Below are 15,964 nucleotides of genomic sequence, written 5' to 3' on the forward strand. Positions count from 1 at the left end.
CTGGAAAAACTGTGTAAATTCTATCATGTACGCCAGTCCTGGCATAACCCTGAGCTCGACCAGCTGGCGTCGCCCACATTCACCGCTTCACCACAACATTCGAGTTCCCACCATGCAGGAAACCTTCGACGCCTGGATCACCCCGATCATGATCGGCGGCCTGATGCTGTTCATGTGTTTCATTATCCGCGACCTGGCACGCACATCGCGCGCTGGACGCTTCGGCACCCTGATGTTGTTCGTCGTACTTGGCGCCGGCATGCTCGGTTATATCTTCAAGGTGGCAATTGGCTGGTGGCTCCAACAACAGGGCATTCAGACCTCATAGCTCATAGCTCATAGCTCATAGCCACCTTCATCATCGCCATTTCCCATATCACCAGTATTATCAAAGGCATCATGGCCAGTGCCAGGTGGGCATATCCAGAATTCCGCGACCGGGAATCTGCGTCTCACCCAACTGCTTGTCCAACTCAATACCTTGGCAGCGCTCTGAACCACCAAGAGCCGCGACCAAACGACTCGAATGGGTAACTACCCAAACCTGCGTGGACGCACTGACGCTGATGATCAACCTGGCCAATGCCGACAACAGATCCGGATGCAGACTATTCTCTGGCTCATTGAGCACCATCAGCGAGGGTGGTCGTGGCGTGAGCAATGCCGCCATCAATAACAGATAGCGCAAAGTACCATCGGAAAGCTCACTGCTGGACAGCGGCCGCAGCAGACCATGCTGATGGAAGGCCAGTGCCAGCCGACCGCCGCCCATCGGTTCGATCGCCAGACGGGCTCCCGGAAAGGCATCCTCGATCGCCGCATCGAGCGACTGGGCATCGCCAATCTCGCGGATCGTCTGTAGTGCTGCAACGAGATCGCGGCCATCGTGGTGCAATACCGGCGTACGGGTCGCCAACGGCACCTGGCGCGCCGGAGCCTCTGGATCAGTCCGAAAGTGATCGTAGAAGCGCCAGTCGCGAATTCTCTCACGCAACTCAAGTACCACAGGCGTCGCCCTGGCATCCGCCACCTGGCTGAACAAGCTGTCAAAGCTCTGTAGCTGCTCGCTGACACCGATCCAACGCCGCCCCTCCCTGACCCTTACCAACGGGCCCTTGCGGTCCACAATCGCACTTGTGGGCCGCCAGGCACTACCTACCCAGATAAGCTCACGCTTGATTTCCGGATCGAGGTTGAAATGGCTGGTGGAATCGGGGCGCGGCAGCCCCAGCTCGATCAGATAGCCGAAATCCTCACTGCTGAATCCCAGCTTGAGGCGCACGGCTTGCTGACGAGGCCCGCCCTGAACAGGCTCACTGCCCTCACGCATACCACGTGAAAACTGCTCGGGACCGGCCCAGAAGCAGGACGGTAACCCTCCCTCACTGGCCAGTGCGGATACCACGTCGCCCTGAGCGGTAGCAGCCAACAGACGCAGCGCACGATAAAGGTTGGATTTGCCACTACCATTGGCGCCGGTAATGACATTGAGCGCACCCAACTCGAGTCGCAGATCACGCAATGAGCGGTAGTTGGATACGGCCAGAGAAATCAGCATGGTGTGGATCTCACACGCGAGGCACCGCTCCTGAGAAGGATATCGCAACGCAAACAGCGCCGCTCCCCGAAGGAAGCAGCGCTATCGTGGCAGTCTGCGATCAGGAATCGAAGTCGGAGTCGGAATCCCCCACCTGACTCTTGAGCTTCTGCCCGGGACGGAAAGTCACCACTCGCCTGGCAGAGATCGGAATCTCCTCACCAGTCTTGGGATTACGTCCCGGTCGTTCACGCTTGTCTCGCAGGTCGAAATTACCGAACCCAGACAATTTGACCTGCTCGTTCTCACGCAGGCAAGCGCGGATTTCCTCGAAGAAAGCTTCCACCATGGACTTCGCTTCCCGCTTGGAAAGGCCGAGTTCCGTATGCAGATGCTCTGCCAGTTCGGCCTTGGTCAACGCACCCATGTTGTCATCCTCATGGTGATGGTCTTGCCAGCCGTCTGCGCTCACATACCGCTCCCTTCGATCAGGCTCTCAATTCCGCCTGTAGACGCTGGCGAGCAGTGGTAACGATGGCATCGACCAACTGATTGATTTCATCGTCATTTAGCGTGCGCGAAGGATGCTGCCAGGTCAAGCCCAGAGCGACACTCTTGTGTTGCTCAGCAACGCCCTTGCCCTGATAGACGTCAAACAACGCCACATCGGTCAGCCATTCGCCCGCCTCGCTGCCCACGGCATCAAGTAGCGCCTGGACCGGCGTGGTATCGGCTACGACAAAGGCCAGATCACGGCGGACCTCGGGGTAGCGTGACAGGGGTTTGAACGCAGGAACCCGTCCTTCGGTCAGTGCATCGAGACGCACTTCAAAGAGAATCGCATCAGCCTTGAGCCCCAGTTTCGCTCGCGTTGCCGGATGCAGTGCTCCGATCCAGCCGGCCTCTTCGCCACGATGCAGCACTCGTGCGCACTGTCCCGGATGCAAGGACGGGTGCTCACCCGGTTCGAAACGCCAGGCATTCGCATCACCAGCAACACCAAGCAGGCTCTCGAGATCACCCTTGAGGTCGAAGAAGTCGACCTTGTCACGACCACCGGTCCACCCCTCCGGCAGGCGTGATCCGCAAACCACCGCACCGAGCATCGGGATCTGCTCCAGCTGATCGAGTTCGCCGCGGAATACCAGACCACTCTCGAACAGCCGCACACGGGTCTGTTGGCGATTGAGATTGTGTTCCAACGCACGTACCAGACCCGGGAACAGACTGGCACGCATCACCGAAAGATCCGTAGAGATCGGGTTGGCCAGTACCGGCGACTTTGCCTCAGGCAACAACGCCTGCTGCAGCTCGGGAGCCACGAAGCTGTAGGTAATCGCCTCCTGATAGCCACATGCGGTCATCTGACGGCGCAGCAGTCCCAGCGGAGTGCGACCTTCGGCCTCGGGTTGCAACGCCAGGCGCACGGCTGGGCGACGCACAGGCAACTGGTTGTACCCATGGATCCGTGCGACTTCCTCAATCAGATCCTCTTCAATGCTGACATCAAAGCGCCAACTCGGCACCTTGACCGTCCAGCCATTATCCACGGACTCCACTGCCATACCGAGACGCTCGAGGATCTCGGCAATCTCGGCATTGTCCAGATGCTTGCTCAAGGCTCCCGCAAGGCGCGCCTCACGAAGGGTAACCTCTCGCCCGACGGGCAGATGCGCCTCACTGACCTGCTCGTTGAGAGGCCCGGCTTCACCGCCACAGATATCGAGCAGCAACTGCGTTGCACGCTCGATGGCACGACGCGTCATCTCGGGATCAACACCACGCTCGAAGCGATGAGAGGCATCGGTATGCAGGCCGTAGGAACGTGCCTGGCCGGCAACAGCAAGCGGCGTGAAGAAAGCTCCTTCGAGGAAGATATCGCGTGTTTCGCTGTTCACCCCGGAGTGCTCTCCCCCCATGACACCAGCGATGGCCAACGGCCCCTTCTCGTCAGCAATGATCAGCGTTCCGCTATCCAGCGCAACGTTCTGACCATCGAGAAGTACCAGCTCCTCACCCTGACGCGCCAGACGCACGATCACCGCCCCATTGAGGTTGGCGAGATCAAAGGCGTGCAGCGGCTGTCCGAGCTCGAGCATGACATAGTTGGTGACATCGACGGCCGGATCGATCGCGCGAATACCGCTGCGACGCAAGCGCTCCACCATCCAGGTTGGGGTGCTGGCGGTGATATCGACGCCCTTGATCACTCGTCCGATATACCGCGGGCAACGCTCGGGGTCATCGAGCTGGACCGGAAAGGTCTGGTCATGGGCAGCGACAACCGGAGTCCCCGGCAACTCGGCAAGCGGCAGGCGATTGAGCACTCCCACTTCCCGCGCCAGGCCGACCACACTGAGGCAATCGCCACGATTGGGAGTCAGATCAACCTCAATGGTGTGATCATCCAGTCCCAGGTACTCGCGCAGCCCAGTGCCCACCGGCGCATCCTCGGGCAACACCAGGATACCTTCAGACGTACCTTCTTCGAGCCCCAGCTCCGAGGCCGAGCAGATCATGCCGAAAGACTCGACACCTCGCAGCTTGGCCTTCTTGATCTTGAATGGCCCAGGCAATACCGCACCCACCTGGGCAAAAGGAATGCGCTGCCCGACGGCTACATTGGGGGCACCACAAACGACCTGCACGGTCTCACCACCACCGTCACGAACCTGACAGACATTCAACTTGTCAGCGTCGGGATGCTGAACCTTACCGACGACTTCAGCGACAACCACGTTGGTGAAATCGGCAGCAACCGGTTCCACGGCATCGACTTCCAGGCCAGCCATAGTGATCTGGTCGGCCAACCCCTGTGTCGAGAGCTGCGGCGAGACCCATTCGCGCAGCCACTGTTCGGAAACTTTCATTTCGGCTCCTGTTACGTCTGTTGCTGGCGAATGTCAGTGAAACTGCTTGAGGAAACGCAGATCATTTTCGAAGAACAGGCGCAGGTCGTTGACGCCATAGCGCAACATGGCCAAACGCTCCGCCCCCATACCGAAGGCAAAGCCGGTATAGCGCTCGGGATCAATACCGCCATGGCGGAATACTTCCGGATGCACCATTCCACAGCCCATGACTTCGAGCCAACCAGTCTGGGAGCACACACGGCAACCTTCGCCAGAGCACATCACGCATTCGATATCGACTTCGGCAGACGGCTCGGTGAACGGAAAATACGACGGGCGGAAACGCACCGAAAGGTCATCACGCTCAAAGAAGGCGTGCAGAAAATCCTCGATGGTGCCTTTGAGGTCGGCAAAGCTGACACCTTCCTCAATCAACAGACCCTCCACCTGATGGAACATCGGAGTATGGGTCAGGTCCGAATCACTGCGATACACGCGCCCCGGACAAACGATGCGAATCGGCGGCTCACCCGCCTTCATGGTGCGCACCTGCACCGGAGACGTATGGGTACGCAGCAGTCGAGTAGCATCAAAATAGAAAGTGTCGGCCATCCCCCGCGCAGGGTGATGCGCCGGAATATTCAGGGCTTCAAAGTTGTGGTAGTCATCCTCGAGCTCCGGGCCAACGGCAACGTCATAGCCAATGCGCCGGAACAGCGACTCGATACGTTCGAGAGTACGAGTCACGGGATGCAGACCGCCAGCAGGCTGACCACGCCCTGGCAACGTGACATCAACCCGCTCATCCGCCAGGCGCGCATCGAGCTCTGCCCTGGCCAGAGTATCGCGGCGTGTCTCGAGTTCCTGTGCCAGCGCCTGCTTCGCCTGGTTGATCTGCTCGCCGGCCGCAGGCCGCTCTTCAGGTGGCAGCTTACCGAGCCCCTTGAGCAGCGCCGTCAACTCGCCCTTCTTGCCCAGATAACGCACCCGAATCTCGTCGAGCGCCACCATGTTGTCTGCGGCCTTGATGGCCTCGCGAGCCTGTTGAACCAATACAGGTAGATGGTCCATCCGTAGAGCTCCGATGTGGTTGATCTTGCAGTGGAAACAAAAAAACAGGGGAAGAGCGGCTGCTCTTCCCCTGGGACGATCATGCTTCAGTACCCCTGAGGGTACGATGCGCTAATCGGACGCGCTTACTGGGCAGCCTTGGCCTTTTCCACGATGGCAGCAAAAGCAGCCTTCTCGTGAACGGCCAGGTCAGCCAACACCTTACGGTCGATTTCGATACCAGCCTTCTTCAGGCCACCAACGAAACGGCTGTAGGACAGACCATGCTGACGGGCACCGGCGTTGATACGCTGGATCCACAGGGCACGGAACTGACGCTTGCGCTGACGACGGTCACGATACGCATACTGACCGGCTTTGATGACGGCCTGCTTGGCCACGCGAAAAACGCGCGAACGGGCACCGTAGTAACCCTTGGCCTGCTTCAGAATCTTCTTGTGACGACGACGGGCGACGACACCACGCTTGACACGAGTCATAGCACTCTCCTGACTTTATCTAGTTACACCAAGGGTTAAATGTACGGCAGCATGCGACGCACGAGTGCCTTGTCGGCATCGTGAATCTGCTGCATGCCACGCAGCTGACGCTTACGCTTGGTGGACTTCTTGGTCAGAATGTGACTACGGAAGGACTGCTTGTGCTTGAAGCCATTAGCAGTCTTCTTGAAGCGCTTGGCTGCGCCACTGTTGCTTTTGATCTTCGGCATGAGGATAAACTCCGCTCGATATTTTTTAGAAAACCCGGGGCCGATCGCCAGTTCTTCAACTGACGACCCGTTTGTCTGGCCGTCGGATCACTTCTTCTTGGGGGCAATGATCATGATCATCTGGCGCCCTTCCATCTTGGGGAAGGCTTCCACTGTGCCGATCTCTTCGAGATCTGCAGCAATGCGTTCCATCAGCTTGCGGCCGAGGTCCTGGTGCGCCATTTCACGCCCACGAAAACGCAGGGTGACCTTGCCCTTGTCGCCACCTTCGAGGAAACGAATCAGGTTTTTCAGCTTGACCTGATAGTCTCCCTCGTCGGTGCCAGGCCGGAACTTTACTTCCTTGACCTGAATCTGCTTCTGCTTCTTCTTCTGAGCAGCCTTCTGTTTCTTCTGCTCGAATACGAACTTGCCGTAATCCATGATCTTGCAAACGATCGGATCGGCATTGGAAATCTGTACGAGATCCATCCCCTCAGCTTCGGCACGCTCAAGAGCATCGCTGGTATCCACGATGCCCAACTGCTCGCCGTCGCTCGCGATCAGGCGAACCTGATCCTCGGTGATGCGCTCGTTCATTGGCGGACGCTTTTCCTGGGGGCGTCCTCTGGGGTTGCTACGCTTGATGGTTGCGTCTCCACTTTAGCTTAGGAAGATGTCGAACAGGCGGCGGCCACATGACCGCCTACCCTCAATACCGCTCGGCCTGGACTCTCTCGATGAAGGCATCCACCGTCATGGTGCCCAGATTCTCACCGCTGCGCGTGCGCACAGCCACCGAGTCGGCCTCGACTTCCTTATCTCCGACGACAAGGAGATAAGGGACCTTCTGCAACGTATGCTCGCGGATTTTAAAGCCGATCTTCTCGTTCCTCAAGTCCGACTTGACGCGAAGGCCAAGATTCTGCAAACGAGAGGTCAAGGCTTCGGCATAATCTCGCTGAGCATCGGTGATAATCATCACCACTGCCTGCTCTGGAGCCAGCCACAGCGGCATGGCACCAGCATAGTGCTCGATCAGGATGCCAATGAAGCGCTCCATGGAGCCGACGATGGCACGATGGAGCATGACCGGAGGTTTGCGCTCGCCCTCTTCGGTCACATACTGGGCACCCAGGCGAGTAGGCATCATGAAGTCGACCTGCATGGTACCGACCTGCCATTCGCGCCCCAGGCAATCCTTCATATGATACTCGATCTTGGGACCATAGAAGGCGCCTTCACCCGGCAGTTCCTGCCATTCAACGTCACATGCCTTCAAGGCACTACGCAACGCATCTTCAGCACGGTCCCAGACTTCATCATCACCGATCCGCTTATCCGGACGCAGAGCAATCTTGATGGCAATGTCATCAAAACCAAAGTCACTATAGACCTTTAGCGCCTGCCGATGGAAGTCGGTGACTTCCGATTCGACCTGGGCCTCGGTGCAGAATACGTGACCATCGTCCTGAGTGAAGGCTCGTACACGCATGATACCATGCAGCGCGCCGGACGGCTCATTTCGGTGGCAACCACCGAACTCCCCGAAACGAACCGGCAACTCGCGATAGCTTCGCAACCCTGAATTGAAGACCTGGACATGTCCCGGGCAGTTCATCGGTTTGAGAGCATATTCTCGCTTTTCCGACTCAGTGAAGAACATGCCATCGGCATAGTTATCCCAATGGCCGGACTTCTTCCACAACGAAACATCCATGATCTGCGGACAACGAATTTCCTGATATCCGCCTGCCTTGTAGACGCCACGCATGTACTGCTCAACGACCTGCCAAAGCGTCCAGCCATTGGGGTGCCAGAACACCATCCCTGGCGCCTCTTCTTGCATATGGAACAGGTCCAGACGACGAGCCAACTTACGGTGGTCGCGCTTTTCGGCTTCCTCAAGGCGCTGGATATACGCCTTGAGCTGCTTCTTGTCTCCCCATGCGGTGCCGTAAATACGAGTCAGCATGGCGTTTTCGGCATTGCCACGCCAATAGGCCCCGGCCAGCTTGGTCAGCTTGAATGCCTTGAGGTGTCGTGTATTGGGCACGTGTGGGCCACGACACATATCCGTGTATTCCTGATGATGATAGAGACGAATGGTCTCGCCCTCGGGAATCGCACTGACGATTTCCTGTTTGTAGGGCTCATCACGATCGACAAAGGTAGCCAACGCCGTGTCGCGATCAACGTACTCGCGAACAACGTCATATTCCTCGTCGATCAATTGTTTCATACGCGCTTCGATGACTTCGAGATCTTCAGGAGTCACCGATTTACCGAAATCGATATCGTAGTAGAAGCCATCCTCGATCACAGGCCCGATGGCCATGTGTGCTTCCGGATACAACTGCTTGACGGCGTGGCCGATCAAGTGAGCGCAGGAATGTCGGATGATTTCCTGACCGTCTTCATCACGTGCAGTGATGATATCAACTCGCGCATCACGCTCGATCACGTCTGCGGCATCGACCAACACACCGTCGATTCGGCCGGCAATACAGGCCTTGGCCAGTCCCGGACCGATACTTGCGGCCAGGTCCATGATGCTCAAGGGTTCGTCAAAGGTTCTCTGACTGCCATCAGGCAGTGTCACGATGGGCATGAAAGCTGTCCTTGTGCAACAGTGGTGATCCATACCAGGGACCACATGCTGCCATCAGATGGATTCGAGGAGTTCAAACAGCGGCATAGCGTACCAGAAACGGGGCTTCGAGCGCCATCGGGATTGCCATCTTATCGACAATCACACCGGGCGGAAGTACCGATGCCCAGCGACCACCCACAAACAAAAACGAGGCGCCCGAAGGCGCCCCGTTTTTCATCGCTCCGGCCCGGGGGCCGGTAGAGACAAGAGTCAGGACAGAATTACTGCCACTCACCCAGCTCAACGCGACGGTTTTCAGCGCGGCCAGCGTCAGTGTCGTTAGACGCAACCGGCTGCTCTTCGCCGTAACCAACAGCACGCATGCGGCTCGGGTCGATGCCCTGGCTGGCCAGGAAGCGAGCAACAGAAGCAGCACGCTCCTGAGACAGCTGCTTGTTGTACGCAGCAGCACCAGTAGAGTCAGTGTGGCCTTCGATCACAACACCAACGTTGGAGTTGTTGCGCAGCGGCTCAGCAACACCCAGCAGAACCTGCTCAGCTTCCGGAGTCAGCTTGGCAGAATCAAACTCGAAGTGAACGCCACGCAGTACCAGGTTATCTTCACAACCCAGAGCGTTGACCTTCACACCAGCCGGAGTACCCGGGCACTGGTCCTGGAAGTCCGGCACGCCGTCACCGTCGGAATCCAGCGGGCAGCCTACTGCGTCAACAGCAACGCCAGCCGGGGTACCGGGGCACTGGTCATTCTCGTCGTAGACGCCATCACCGTCGGAGTCGACGCGAGCAGCAGCTACCGGCTCCTTGTTGGGCTCTGCACACAGCAGGGCGCCAGCAACAGTACCGATGGTAGCGCCAACAGCAGCGCCAGTGTCTTCGTCGCTGTCGCCGGAAGTACCGTAACCGATACCACCACCGATCAGACCACCAGCAACGCCACAGACCAGCGGATGCTGATACCAGGCCTTGTCGGCGTTGGAGCTCATGTCAGAGGATGAACCTGAGCTGGCACAGCCGGACAGGCCGACAACCAGAGCAGATCCGAGCAGCAAGCCAGTCGTTGATTTTTTCATGTAAGACTCCTTCTTTTTTGACACTCAATGCTGAATACCGGGTAACCCTGTTCTTCAGCGGGTCCAATGTTGTGCCGGACGAGAAACAGGATAGGTACCCTAATTCCCCTATGGCAAGATAAGCATGAAATATAGTACCTGACCAGCCCTGCGGCCCGGAACTTCACGCCTCTCACAACAACTTTTGCCGTATAGCGGTACCACACAGCAGCTAAACCATTGTGCGAACCAATGATGACGTTTCCATATCACGCCATCAATAGACCACTACAAGTATACCTGCACATTTACATCTTCGAACAGTGTTCGCATTGATTCAAGTAAGACTCTCTGGATAACGAGCTCGAAAATCCAGTACTGACTTTGCAGCCTCGAGCACTTGCTGGCGATACCGGTCCTCAACCTCCAATCTATGGCGGTCCTCGTCGAAGCGCTGTCTTGCCGTCAACTGCTTGCGCGCATCATGGGTATGCAGGTGTCGAGTCTGTTCATAAACCTCGACAAACACCCGAAACTCACTGCGCTCCAACAACGACGAATCAAGCAATTCCAGCAACACCTTGCAACGCCAGCAACCTTCGGTGACATCCACTTGCTCCTGCACCAACGAAGATGCAACCAACTCGAGATTCTCCAGTGCATTATCGCGTGCACGGCGGTCTTCATTGCGCCGAAAGATCTCGCGCCGCCCCACTTCCTTATGCAGGGTGACCGCGTAATACGCCAGTGCAACAATCACGACCAGCCCGATGCCAAGCAGGCTCAGCGCTACGGATGTGGACATGATTTCCCCCACTAGTTCAAAAGCTTGGCATTCTACACAACCTTACTGCAAGAGAAACCCCACAACCTTGTAGGAATCATCCCAAACGATGACCTGCGGCGATCACAAGATCAGAAGATCAGAAGAACGGATCAGCGGACGAGCGGATGAACAAAGCGTTCAGCCAGCAAGCGACACCAGATAGTGGTCAGCCAGCAGCAGCACGAACACGCCCAACAAATAGTGAATGGAGAACCAGAATGCCCGCAATGGCGCTTGCGCATCACGCCCTTTCCATACCCTCAGATTCCATATCATGAAGCGAATATTCAGAAAGCTGATGCCGATCAAGTATAACCAGCCGCTCATTCCAATAGAGAATGGCATCAAGGTCGCCGCGACCGTCAGCCAGCCATACAGCCACACCTGTAACCGCGCAAAGTCGTCACCATGGGTGACAGGCAGCATCGGTATCCCTGCCTCTGCATACTCATCCCGTTTGTAGATTGCCAGAGCCCAGAAGTGCGGAGGCGTCCAGGCAAATATAATCAACATCAGCAATAACGGTTCGGCACTCAATGTGCCCGTCACCGCCGTCCAACCCAACAAGGGAGGCGCTGCGCCGGCGACACCGCCGATCACGATATTCTGCGGGGTAGCACGCTTGAGAAAAACGGTATAGATCAGCGCATATCCCACCAGCGACCCCAACGTCAGCCACGCGGTCAGAGCATTCACCGTCGTCGCCAACAGCGCAATACCCGCTCCACTCAACAGCAACGCCCACCCGAGCGCGAGTGGCCATGGCATTCGTCCGCTAGCCAACGGCCGTCGGGCAGTACGCTGCATTACAGCATCCAGGCGCCGATCAACAACATGGTTGATCGCCGCTGCTCCGGCCGCGGCGAGACCGATACCAGAGATCCCAAAGATCACGGCACTGGGCGCTGGAACCGGAGCCGCCAACAACATCCCGACCAGCGCACATACCAGCATTACCAACACCACGCGCCACTTGCATAGCGCCATGAGATCACGCCAGACCTCAAGCGCGGAGGCCGACGGTAAAGACAAGGCTTCACGCATGGAGCCACCCCCCGCGCTTACCGAGTGACTGGGCAACCCGAACATTGGCGACCAGCGGATGGCGCAGTTTCCAACTGACAAGGCTGAACGCAAACACCAGCAATACAGCACCAGCCGTGTGCAGCAGCGCCAGCCCCAACGGCAGCCACAACAGTACGTTGGCGATACCCAACGCAACCTGCAGCATCAGCGCCGCGGTCAGGCTTACCAACCATGGGCGCACGCCCGCATAACGCCAATGACAAACGACCAGCACCATCAACGCAATCGCCAACGCACCTGCCCCTAATCGATGGGCAAGGTGAATGGTGCTTCGCGCTTCCACATGCAGCTGTCCATAGAGGTAATTGGGCCCAACCGTTTGAGTGAGATGAAACCCCTCTCCCCAGTCAGTTTCCGGCCACCACTGGGCATTGCAGGTCGGAAACCCCTGGCAGGCAAGCCCGGCATAGTTGCTCGTCGTCCAGCCTCCCAGCGCCAGTTGCGTAACCAGCAGGAGCGCAGCCAGCCACCACAGGCGCCCCATGGGAGCCGATACCAGGCGACGCTGCTGATGGAAGCGCCTCAGACGCAGATGTAACCAGAAAAATAGTGTCAGCACGCAGATACCGCCCAGCAGATGCAAGGTAACTACCTGGGGCCAGAGCTTGAGGGTAACGGTGTAGGCACCAAAAGCTCCCTGTATCATCAAGGCCGCAAACAACATGACAATCAGCCGCCAGGGAAAGTTATGCTGATGCCGCAACTTCCAACCAATCACTACCAGCGCCAAACCCAGCAAGCCCAATGTGGTCGCAAGGTAGCGGTGGATCATTTCCATCCACGCCTTGGAGGCTTCCAGAGGAACTCCGGAAGCGTGTTGACTGGCAACCTCTGCATTCGGGACCACAATGGCGCCGTAGCATCCTGGCCAATCGGGACAGCCGAGGCCGGCATCCAACAGGCGTGTCCAGGTGCCCGCCAATATCACCACCACGGAAAACAGCGCGCCACATAGACTCAGAGTACGCAACAATGTCACGCGCTTCGACAGCGCTACTGCAGCAGTGGCTTCAGCTTTCATGGCGCTCTCCCTGCTCGACAGACCTGGCCGTTCTGGAGTCAGCTGACTCGACTTCGGCCGAGAACTCCCGGGAGTTCTCGTCCAGCGGAGCAAACTCAGGCTCCGGGTTCATCTTGAACAGTTTTTCGATGTCATCCAGAACCAATGCGGTCTCGATCTCCGAGGAATACTCAAGGACTACCCTGCCTTCCGGGTCACCGATCCACACACGACCTTCATCTGCCCATGCAGGTTGCTGCTGCCAATGCGCGACATATTCACCAGGCAGCGCCTTGCTTTCACCACCGATTCGCACTCGGCTCAGTCGATGAGCGTTGCGCCCCAGCGCTCGATGCAATCGCCACCAGCGGTCAGCATCCTCGGCGCAGCCCTGTCCGCAGTCATAAACCATTACCCAGTCACCAGCTCCCTCCTTGTGAAGCTGATCGATAGGCCACTCACCAAGCATCGGGAGCCCAACATCGAGGTTGCCGTGAGCCGTTCTGCTATCAGGGATGCCCAACTGCCAATTCACCATTACCCAGGCAGCCACCATGGGTAGAGCAAAAACCGCAATCAGAGCCAACAGCTTGGCGCGTGCCGAATCGATCATTTCCGGACCTCCCTGGCTTCGGTATATTTATTGGCCGTTGGGGCTATCCCGCGGTCAGTAACAGAGGGACGAGCATCTGCCTGCAAGCGCCTGGCACCAAGTACCAGTGCAATCAAAGCCACCATTGCCAACGACCACCACTGCACGGCATAGGCAGTGTGTCGTTCCGGCGGCATGACATTGGGTGTCCACCAGATGGGTAACAGGCCTGCACCACTGGCCTGGTGCAGCCAGCCGTCAAAACGGAAGCCAGCAGGCCATGCTGCCGGCTCGATCTGTTGCAGACGGCGTCCTTCCAGTGCATCACCAAATACTGGCGCCTGACGGCCATCAGCCTGCCACTCACCGGTGATTCGCACTCGTCCCTCGGGCGTCGACACTTCAGGCGTTGCCCGCGACATTCCGGTTTCAAGGAACCCGCGGTCCACCAGCCAGCGCTGACCGTAGTCATCCACCAGCGGCGTCAACACTCCTACACCAAGTCGTCCATCCAAAGTACGGTTATCAAGAAACAGGGTCTCCTTGCCCAGAAAATGCCCCTCGACCACCAGCTCACTGCCCTCGCTGGGCAACTCACGCGGGGACTCTACCTGAGGGGCATTGGCCATGGCTTCCAGCCATTCACGCTTGTCGGCAGCCCTGTGCCACTGCCATAGTCCAAGACAGATACCGAGCGTCATCAGTAGACTGCACAGCACACACCAGATCATCAGCCGACCCCGACGACGCACCCTCGGTTGCCCTGACATTGCCTCTGAACGGACTCTTACCATGTTGCTCAAGATCCTGATCGCCGTTGTATTTGCCGCCATGCTGGCGAGCCTTGCTGCCGGAGCTGGCTTTCTGCTCAAGGACGACAGTCAGTCGCGTCGCCTGCTCACCTCTCTGAAGATTCGTGTCAGCCTCGCCGCACTCATGCTGATCCTGTTGGGCTATGGCTTTCTCAGTGGGCACCTGGGCGGTTGATTCCCCCCTGGTGGCAGGAGCCGGGCCAGCTATCATCCGGCCTGGCTCTCAAGAGCGCCTTTTCTGAAACAACCTGTACTGCATTCAAAAGACATAAACGAAGATGAAAAGGCCAATCCAGACAGCGTCGACGAAGTGCCAATACCAGGCTCCAGCTTCGAAGGCAAAATGATTGTGGTTATCGAAATGCCCACGCTTCACGCGCTGCAGCATGGCGAAAAGAATGATGGTGCCGATAATGACGTGGAGCCCATGAAACCCCGTGAGCATGAAGAAGGTAGAACCGTAGATACCTGCCTGTAGCGTCAGTCCATAATGATTCCAGGCTTCGTAATACTCGATGCCCTGAACGGCGATGAAGGTCACACCGAACAACACCGTCACCACCAGCCAGGTGTGAGCCCCATAACGGTCACCCTTCTTGAGAGCCTCGTGGGAGAACGTCAGCGTAATACTCGACGTGACCAACAGCACCGTATTGATCAGCGGTAGCTGCCAGGGGCTGAGGACCTCCTTCGGGCCCGAAATCGAAGGATCCGGTGGGTTCATCAACGGCCAGCTGGCGGTAAAGTCCGGCCACAACAACGCAGTGACTCCCTTGGCCCCCTCACCATCGAGCCATGGCAGAGCAAAGGTTCTCACGTAGAACAGCGCGCCAAAAAACGCAGCAAAGAACATCACCTCGGAGAAGATGAACCACGCCATTCCCCAGCGGAAGGAACGATCCATCTGACTGTCGTATAGCCCCTGCATCGATTCGCGGATCACATCGCGGAACCAGAACGTCATCACCGCCAGGATGGCAAGCAGCCCGGCCAGCATGATCGGCTTTCCAACACTGCCGTGCACCAGCCAGGTTCCGGTTCCAACCATCATCAACCCCAACGCCAGAGAGGCTAGAATCGGCCATCTGCTGGCTGCAGGTACGTAATAGCTTCCACCGCTCATGTACCACCTCCTGCGTAAACCTGACTAATGCTGTTGTCAGCGGTCAGCTTCAGCGAATCGAAATGCCCTACCACCGCCTGGTCGAGCAGCGTTTTACCGACTCGAGCCTGCTGTGGTCCGGAATCCTGCGGATGCAAGGTGTAGACCAGAGTGACGGTATTGACCTCCTGGGGCAGATCGCGAGTCAGCTGGAAGATCAAGGGTGCCTTGAAGCTCTCACCCGGCCCCAATTCCTGATTCTGGAAACAGAAACATGCCAGTTTGCGGAGGTGGAGAGATGCTTCGGACGGAGTAACGCTAGGCACTGCTCGCGCCACCATGGTTCGATCACTGAGATTGGTAAAGGTGAAGTGCACTTCGACGCTGGCGCCTGGATGCACCCTCACCTGGCGGGTATGCGCCTCGAGTTTCCAGGGAAGTCCTGCGCTGGCTCGAGTGATGAACTGCATATTCACTTCGCGGCTCATATCAGCATCCTGGTTGGCCAACGCCTGCGCTGTGGTCGAGGTCTTGCCATTGAGTCCCGTCACCTGACAGAACACGTCATAGAGTGGCACCAGCGCGAAAGCGAAGACGAACATTCCCGCCAGTACCACTAGTGTTCGCGCCACAGTACGACGGACCTGAGGTCTTCTGTCGTTTGACTCCATAGCGACACTCTCCTCAACAACAGCCATCTTTCTTCAACATCCGCAGTACTATGCTCGACCACTC

The 15,964-nt window shown here is 57.6% G+C and carries 18 protein-coding genes; 2 read left to right on the forward strand and 16 right to left on the reverse strand.

Translation table 11 applies throughout. The annotated features are described in order from the left end of the window. The first annotated feature begins 112 nt into the window (after positions 1 to 112). Positions 113 to 328 carry a DUF2788 domain-containing protein gene (locus AR456_RS10585; protein ID WP_031207007.1) on the forward strand — a complete coding sequence of 72 codons (216 nt, stop codon included), beginning with the start codon at positions 113 to 115 and terminating at the stop codon, positions 326 to 328. Between the two features lie 69 nt (positions 329 to 397). On the opposite strand, the gene AR456_RS10590 is transcribed toward AR456_RS10585, so the two are convergent. From AR456_RS10590 to AR456_RS10655, 14 genes are all read right to left on the reverse strand, one after another. Then, positions 398 to 1,558: an AAA family ATPase gene (locus tag AR456_RS10590; RefSeq protein WP_021817425.1), complete on the reverse strand. Its 1,161-nt coding sequence runs from the start codon at positions 1,556 to 1,558 to the stop codon at positions 398 to 400. 100 nt (positions 1,559 to 1,658) lie between these two features. Continuing rightward, positions 1,659 to 2,009: an integration host factor subunit alpha gene (locus AR456_RS10595; RefSeq protein ID WP_021817424.1), complete on the reverse strand. Its 351-nt coding sequence runs from the start codon at positions 2,007 to 2,009 to the stop codon at positions 1,659 to 1,661. A gap of 16 nt (positions 2,010 to 2,025) precedes the next feature. Further along, positions 2,026 to 4,407, reverse strand: coding sequence for a phenylalanine--tRNA ligase subunit beta (gene pheT / locus AR456_RS10600; protein ID WP_021817423.1), 2,382 nt, complete (start codon positions 4,405 to 4,407; stop codon positions 2,026 to 2,028). 33 nt (positions 4,408 to 4,440) lie between these two features. After that, positions 4,441 to 5,460 (reverse strand): phenylalanine--tRNA ligase subunit alpha, encoded by a 1,020-nt coding sequence (gene pheS, locus AR456_RS10605; RefSeq protein WP_021817422.1) that lies wholly within the window; start codon positions 5,458 to 5,460, stop codon positions 4,441 to 4,443. Between the two features lie 125 nt (positions 5,461 to 5,585). Further along, positions 5,586 to 5,939, reverse strand: a complete 354-nt coding sequence (rplT, locus tag AR456_RS10610; RefSeq protein WP_021817421.1) for a 50S ribosomal protein L20 — start codon at positions 5,937 to 5,939, stop codon at positions 5,586 to 5,588. Between the two features lie 35 nt (positions 5,940 to 5,974). After that, complete coding sequence (gene rpmI, locus AR456_RS10615; RefSeq protein ID WP_021817420.1) at positions 5,975 to 6,169, reverse strand: 50S ribosomal protein L35; 195 nt, start codon at positions 6,167 to 6,169, stop codon at positions 5,975 to 5,977. An 87-nt stretch (positions 6,170 to 6,256) separates the two neighbouring features. After that, on the reverse strand, positions 6,257 to 6,796 hold the full coding sequence (gene infC / locus AR456_RS10620; RefSeq protein WP_081694565.1) for a translation initiation factor IF-3: 540 nt from the start codon (positions 6,794 to 6,796) through the stop codon (positions 6,257 to 6,259). A 64-nt stretch (positions 6,797 to 6,860) separates the two neighbouring features. After that, entirely contained in the window at positions 6,861 to 8,759 is a 1,899-nt protein-coding gene (thrS, locus tag AR456_RS10625; RefSeq protein WP_021817418.1) for a threonine--tRNA ligase, read from the reverse strand. A gap of 263 nt (positions 8,760 to 9,022) precedes the next feature. After that, positions 9,023 to 9,832: an OmpA family protein gene (locus AR456_RS10630; RefSeq protein WP_021817416.1), complete on the reverse strand. Its 810-nt coding sequence runs from the start codon at positions 9,830 to 9,832 to the stop codon at positions 9,023 to 9,025. 316 nt (positions 9,833 to 10,148) lie between these two features. After that, positions 10,149 to 10,616, reverse strand: coding sequence for a DUF2489 domain-containing protein (locus AR456_RS10635; RefSeq protein ID WP_021817415.1), 468 nt, complete (start codon positions 10,614 to 10,616; stop codon positions 10,149 to 10,151). Between the two features lie 159 nt (positions 10,617 to 10,775). Further along, positions 10,776 to 11,681 (reverse strand): heme o synthase, encoded by a 906-nt coding sequence (gene cyoE, locus AR456_RS10640; protein ID WP_021817414.1) that lies wholly within the window; start codon positions 11,679 to 11,681, stop codon positions 10,776 to 10,778. Further along, a complete protein-coding gene (locus AR456_RS10645) occupies positions 11,674 to 12,744 on the reverse strand; it encodes a COX15/CtaA family protein (RefSeq protein ID WP_021817413.1) in 1,071 nt (356 codons plus the stop codon). Before AR456_RS10645 ends, cyoE begins: the two co-directional genes overlap by 8 nt. Next, positions 12,734 to 13,336, reverse strand: a complete 603-nt coding sequence (locus AR456_RS10650) for a hypothetical protein (RefSeq protein WP_021817412.1) — start codon at positions 13,334 to 13,336, stop codon at positions 12,734 to 12,736. The genes AR456_RS10645 and AR456_RS10650 overlap by 11 nt, the downstream gene beginning before the upstream one ends. Further along, positions 13,333 to 14,109 carry an SURF1 family protein gene (locus AR456_RS10655; protein ID WP_236995498.1) on the reverse strand — a complete coding sequence of 259 codons (777 nt, stop codon included), beginning with the start codon at positions 14,107 to 14,109 and terminating at the stop codon, positions 13,333 to 13,335. Before AR456_RS10655 ends, AR456_RS10650 begins: the two co-directional genes overlap by 4 nt. On the opposite strand from AR456_RS10655, the gene AR456_RS10660 reads away from it, so the two are divergent. Beyond that, entirely contained in the window at positions 14,108 to 14,302 is a 195-nt protein-coding gene (locus AR456_RS10660) for a DUF2909 domain-containing protein (RefSeq protein ID WP_021817410.1), read from the forward strand. The genes AR456_RS10655 and AR456_RS10660 overlap by 2 nt on opposite strands. Positions 14,303 to 14,386: 84 nt before the next feature. Here the strand turns inward: AR456_RS10660 and AR456_RS10665 are convergent, their stop codons facing one another. Next, the gene (locus AR456_RS10665; RefSeq protein ID WP_021817409.1) at positions 14,387 to 15,250 is read right to left on the reverse strand and encodes a cytochrome c oxidase subunit 3; all 864 of its coding nucleotides are present in this window, start codon (positions 15,248 to 15,250) and stop codon (positions 14,387 to 14,389) included. Beyond that, on the reverse strand, positions 15,247 to 15,900 hold the full coding sequence (locus AR456_RS10670; protein ID WP_021817408.1) for a cytochrome c oxidase assembly protein: 654 nt from the start codon (positions 15,898 to 15,900) through the stop codon (positions 15,247 to 15,249). The genes AR456_RS10665 and AR456_RS10670 overlap by 4 nt, the downstream gene beginning before the upstream one ends. Positions 15,901 to 15,964: the final 64 nt, after the last annotated feature.

Source organism: Halomonas huangheensis (assembly GCF_001431725.1).
Classification (GTDB): domain Bacteria; phylum Pseudomonadota; class Gammaproteobacteria; order Pseudomonadales; family Halomonadaceae; genus Halomonas; species Halomonas huangheensis.

What these genes read in the sequence shown, in the direction of transcription:
- AR456_RS10585 (WP_031207007.1), top strand. Translation starts at nt 113, where the DNA reads ATGCAGGAAACCTTCGACGCCTGGATCACCCCGATCATGATCGGCGGC.
- AR456_RS10590 (WP_021817425.1), bottom strand. Translation starts at nt 1,558, where the DNA reads ATGCTGATTTCTCTGGCCGTATCCAACTACCGCTCATTGCGTGATCTG.
- pheT (WP_021817423.1), bottom strand. Translation starts at nt 4,407, where the DNA reads ATGAAAGTTTCCGAACAGTGGCTGCGCGAATGGGTCTCGCCGCAGCTC.
- pheS (WP_021817422.1), bottom strand. Translation starts at nt 5,460, where the DNA reads ATGGACCATCTACCTGTATTGGTTCAACAGGCTCGCGAGGCCATCAAG.
- rplT (WP_021817421.1), bottom strand. Translation starts at nt 5,939, where the DNA reads ATGACTCGTGTCAAGCGTGGTGTCGTCGCCCGTCGTCGTCACAAGAAG.
- rpmI (WP_021817420.1), bottom strand. Translation starts at nt 6,169, where the DNA reads ATGCCGAAGATCAAAAGCAACAGTGGCGCAGCCAAGCGCTTCAAGAAG.
- thrS (WP_021817418.1), bottom strand. Translation starts at nt 8,759, where the DNA reads ATGCCCATCGTGACACTGCCTGATGGCAGTCAGAGAACCTTTGACGAA.
- AR456_RS10630 (WP_021817416.1), bottom strand. Translation starts at nt 9,832, where the DNA reads ATGAAAAAATCAACGACTGGCTTGCTGCTCGGATCTGCTCTGGTTGTC.
- AR456_RS10635 (WP_021817415.1), bottom strand. Translation starts at nt 10,616, where the DNA reads ATGTCCACATCCGTAGCGCTGAGCCTGCTTGGCATCGGGCTGGTCGTG.
- cyoE (WP_021817414.1), bottom strand. Translation starts at nt 11,681, where the DNA reads ATGCGTGAAGCCTTGTCTTTACCGTCGGCCTCCGCGCTTGAGGTCTGG.
- AR456_RS10645 (WP_021817413.1), bottom strand. Translation starts at nt 12,744, where the DNA reads ATGAAAGCTGAAGCCACTGCTGCAGTAGCGCTGTCGAAGCGCGTGACA.
- AR456_RS10650 (WP_021817412.1), bottom strand. Translation starts at nt 13,336, where the DNA reads ATGATCGATTCGGCACGCGCCAAGCTGTTGGCTCTGATTGCGGTTTTT.
- AR456_RS10660 (WP_021817410.1), top strand. Translation starts at nt 14,108, where the DNA reads ATGTTGCTCAAGATCCTGATCGCCGTTGTATTTGCCGCCATGCTGGCG.
- AR456_RS10655 (WP_236995498.1), bottom strand. Translation starts at nt 14,109, where the DNA reads ATGGTAAGAGTCCGTTCAGAGGCAATGTCAGGGCAACCGAGGGTGCGT.
- AR456_RS10665 (WP_021817409.1), bottom strand. Translation starts at nt 15,250, where the DNA reads ATGAGCGGTGGAAGCTATTACGTACCTGCAGCCAGCAGATGGCCGATT.
- AR456_RS10670 (WP_021817408.1), bottom strand. Translation starts at nt 15,900, where the DNA reads ATGGAGTCAAACGACAGAAGACCTCAGGTCCGTCGTACTGTGGCGCGA.